The sequence below is a fragment of the Allochromatium warmingii genome, from assembly GCF_900107145.1.
Classification (GTDB): Bacteria; Pseudomonadota; Gammaproteobacteria; order Chromatiales; family Chromatiaceae; genus Thermochromatium; species Thermochromatium warmingii.
Map to the genome: position 1 here is coordinate 1 of NZ_FNOW01000074.1, position 3682 is coordinate 3682.

General features: G+C 52.3%; 5 protein-coding genes. 1 reads left to right on the forward strand and 4 read right to left on the reverse strand.

The window, feature by feature from the left end; genetic code table 11:
- Positions 1-88: 88 nt before the first annotated feature.
- Entirely contained in the window at positions 89-1336 is a 1248-nt protein-coding gene (locus tag BLW10_RS13365) for a hypothetical protein (RefSeq protein ID WP_177169076.1), read from the forward strand.
- Between the two features lie 111 nt (positions 1337-1447).
- Here the strand turns inward: BLW10_RS13365 and BLW10_RS13370 are convergent, their stop codons facing one another.
- The 4 genes from BLW10_RS13370 to BLW10_RS13385 all read right to left on the reverse strand — a co-directional run.
- Positions 1448-1789 carry an ArsR/SmtB family transcription factor gene (locus tag BLW10_RS13370; protein ID WP_091335522.1) on the reverse strand — a complete coding sequence of 114 codons (342 nt, stop codon included), beginning with the start codon at positions 1787-1789 and terminating at the stop codon, positions 1448-1450.
- 19 nt (positions 1790-1808) lie between these two features.
- The gene (locus tag BLW10_RS13375) at positions 1809-2654 is read right to left on the reverse strand and encodes an ATP-binding response regulator (RefSeq protein WP_091335524.1); all 846 of its coding nucleotides are present in this window, start codon (positions 2652-2654) and stop codon (positions 1809-1811) included.
- Between the two features lie 7 nt (positions 2655-2661).
- Positions 2662-3042, reverse strand: coding sequence for a response regulator (locus BLW10_RS13380; protein ID WP_177169077.1), 381 nt, complete (start codon positions 3040-3042; stop codon positions 2662-2664).
- The coding region (locus BLW10_RS13385) for an ATP-binding protein (RefSeq protein WP_245709420.1) at positions 3036-3682 on the reverse strand (647 nt) is incomplete at its 5' end. The genes BLW10_RS13385 and BLW10_RS13380, both read right to left, overlap by 7 nt.

The following is a 3682-nucleotide window of genomic DNA, read 5'->3' on the forward strand; positions in this document are numbered from 1 at the left end:
GTGTTACGCGCAAGTAGGCATAACTATAACCCTTTGAAGATAACCAGTTAAAATAACGAATATATCGCCCCGCCACGCGGATTTCGCCATGTTCAAACACGCCACATTCAGCGCCGCCCTGCTTACACTCTTCAGCGCCTCATCGCACACCCACGCCCAACCCACCGCTGCCGAACTCTGGTCAAACACCCGCGAACGCGCCAGCGACTGGTGGGAACAATCCCGCACGCTCGCCGACGAAGCTTTGCACGAAGCACGCGGCCTGCTCGCCGAACCAAACGGCGACTTCAACCAACTTTGGCAACGCGCCCTACCGACACTCAACAACGCCCTCATACTCGAAGAACAGCACCAAAACTTGCCCGAAAACGCTTGGTTTAGCCGCGATCAACAGGCCAATCAAGCGGCAATTAACGCACTGCTTGATGAAGCTGTTGCCATTCTTTCCGTCTCACCTGCGCTCCAATACCGCAACCGCATTCAAGCCCAGCAACAACGCATTCTCGATTGGCGTGCTGAAATTGCCGATTATCGCCAACAGCGCGTTATTGCGCCGACTGAATCAACCTTCAAAAAAACCGTTTCTGATTATGATGCGCTAATTGCCGCTCGCGAAGCGGATATTCAACGCACGACACAAGAAATCGACGGACTTAAACGCGAATTTGGCCAATCGTTACGCGCTATTGGCTTAAAACTCGACGACCAACAACTCGATCTGTTATTAGCCACAGTTGTCGGGGATAATTTAGTTGATCTTGGCATTCTATTCGACAATATTAAAGCCATTACCCAACAACTCGAACAGTTAGTCGAACAAAGCGGTGAGGATTTACCAACTGCCCGGCGTTATTATGGATTGTATGTCGTGCTGCTTAAATCACTCGAACGGATGCACGTTCAAATTGAGAGCGCAATTGACGAACAGTATTTGCCCCAAATTGATCATATCGTGGCGCAAACGCAGAGCTTAAATCAAGAAACCGAACGGCTGCTCCGCACTGCTCCTGATCGCCGCGCTATACTTGAAGGTAATCTCAAAGCACAACAACTGACACTGCAAGCGGCTGGGTTTTATCGGCAATATCTCGTCGATCAAGCAACTCAGGTACGCCAAGCGCGTAAAGCTCTGCAACCAGATATTGCAACGGCGTGGAATACCTATGAAACGGTGCGCGTGTCTGGAGAATTGGTCGGTTTGGTGCGTTCGAGTCAACTGTTACTCGATGGATTAATGAACCGTCAAGCACCAACTTTGCGACCATTTGAGAGTTTAGAAATGCAGCGTGAAATTCAGAAATTAACGCTGCAATTACGCGGGAATACCTCTACTTAGCGTGCATTTTTCGTTACTGTTTTGGTGACGAAGCTCCGGCTTGGTCACCAAAAAATCTTTGCGCTCTTAGCGCACTGTGCGGTTAAATCCATTTCATTACGCTCCTCAATCTCACATCCCGCCGCGATCATCTAAATTCGCCGGACACAATACTTCACGCATAATGCCGATCAATTCAAGCAACTGCGCATTGCGAATCCGGTAATAAATGCGATTGGCTTCCTTGCGTGCGACAACAATATTTTTATTTTTCAATTGCTCCAAATGCTGCGAAATATTGCTCTGCGAGGTGCCGGTACGTTCGACGATTTCGCCAACCGATAATTCATTTTGACCGAGCGAGCATAAAATTTTCCAGCGCAAAGGATGCGCCATCGCTTTTAATGCATTCGCTGTCAATGCCGTATTTTCATCAGCATCGCTTATCAGGTCATAGCGGCTTGCATTGTTCATTTTTAAATACTCTTTCAATTCAATCCGACTCAATGCGGGTATAACCCGTCATATCCTTAGCGATACAGATAATATCACTGATCTGGCCCGCCGCATCTTTGACCGCAGTGCGCGAAAACAAAATCGGCATGCGCCGTTCATCGCGTGCAATAAATCGTGCTTCGATTTTGCTCAAGGCTCCAGTACGAATCAAGGCTTCAAGCCAGGTGCCCATAAAAGCGCCGGCTTGCTCATCACCATCTTCTTCAAAGACATCACCAATCGACATTCCAAGCAAATCAGCTTCGCTATAGCCAAGCAAGCGCCGTGCTGCTGGATTGGTCAGCTTAATGCGCCCATCGGGTTCAAGTACCAGCAGTGCTTCGCCCATGTGACTCAGGATATTTGCTAAATATTGCCGTGCTTCGGCTAGTTCGCGGGTGCGTTCGGCGACCTTGAGTTCAAGCGTGCGATTGAGTTCGCGTTCTTTTTCAATGAGCCGAAAATAGGTGCTGATTTTATTGATGAGCTGATCGTCTTCAATCGGCTTGAGCAAATAATCGGCGGCACCAACGGCAAATCCGCGCCGTTGAAATTCTTCAGATTTGAATGCGGCAGTGAGAAAAATAATCGGAATATCGCGGGTGCGTTTGCGCAGTTTTAACAGTGATGCGGTTTGAAACCCGTCCATATCGGGCATTTGCACATCGAGAATAATTAAATCAATATCTGGATGGGCGTGCGTTAGGTTAATGGCTTCTTGACCGGAGCAGGCTTCTAATACGGTCACGTCGAGATGATTGGCAATCAGTGTGCGCAGGGTGAATAGATTATGCGCATGATCGTCAACAATCAGCAATTTGAAGTCGGCATAGCGCGTTGACATCCGCAGCTTAGTCCTCACGACTGGTGGTGCCGAGCACGTTGGCTAAGAGCGCGTTGAGTGCTTCGGGTGCGACCGGGGTGGCGAGCCAGGCGAGGGTGCCGCCGGTATGACAGCCCTGTAGTCGCGGGTCGGCGTCCGGCGACTGATGCAGCAGCGCCACGGCCGGATGCGGTTCAGGGGTCGCGGCCAGAAGCGCCCGGATCGTATCACAGGTGCGCTCGCCGGGCATCTGAGTAGCCAGCAGCACCAGCGCACAGCCTTCGCCCTCGTCGCGCAGGGTTTCTAGGGCTTCGTCGAGATCGGCGGCAGTTTGGGCACGCAGACCGCGCCGCGCTAACTCAGAAGTCAGGCGCACCAGTGTTTTGACATCGCGTTCGATAATCAGCACCCAGGGCGCTCCGGGGCGGTGACGGCTTTTGCAGCCGTCGCGAGACCGCTCGGCTCGTCCTCGACCAGCGGGCGCGGGGCGGCGGGCAATGTGATCCGCGTTGCGGTGGCTGTGGCATGCTCGCTGTCGAGCGTCAGCGGCAGCAGCAGCGAAAAGCGTGCGCCCTGCCCCGGACTGCTTTCGACCTCGATCAGACCGCCGAGCAGGGTTGCTAGTTCGCGGCTGATAGCCAAGCCCAGTCCGGTGCCACCGTAGCGGCGACGGGTCGAGCCGTCGGCTTGCTGGAAGGCTTCAAAGATGATGTCTTGCTTATCGGGCGCAATGCCGATGCCGGTGTCAATGACGCTTAATACCAACGGGCGCGGGTTGTCAGCACGCCAATTCACCTCAACGCGCACTTCACCGCGTTCGGTGAATTTGATCGCATTGGCGAGAAAATTCTTCAAAATCTGCCGCAATTGATCGCGGTCGGTGTGCAAGGATTCGGGGGCATCGAGTGCCAAGCGGACACTGAGTTCGACCGGTTTATCAATTAATTGCGGACTAAATAGCTCAATTAAATCTTCGAGCATAGGCCGCAATTCGACGGTTTCTAAACTCAGCGCCAGCCGCCCGGATTCAATGCGCGAAATATCGAGAA

Coding starts and splice junctions, on each gene's coding strand:
- BLW10_RS13365 (WP_177169076.1), top strand. CDS start 89: ATGTTCAAACACGCCACATTCAGCGCCGCCCTGCTTACACTCTTCAGC.
- BLW10_RS13370 (WP_091335522.1), bottom strand. CDS start 1,789: ATGAACAATGCAAGCCGCTATGACCTGATAAGCGATGCTGATGAAAAT.
- BLW10_RS13375 (WP_091335524.1), bottom strand. CDS start 2,654: ATGTCAACGCGCTATGCCGACTTCAAATTGCTGATTGTTGACGATCAT.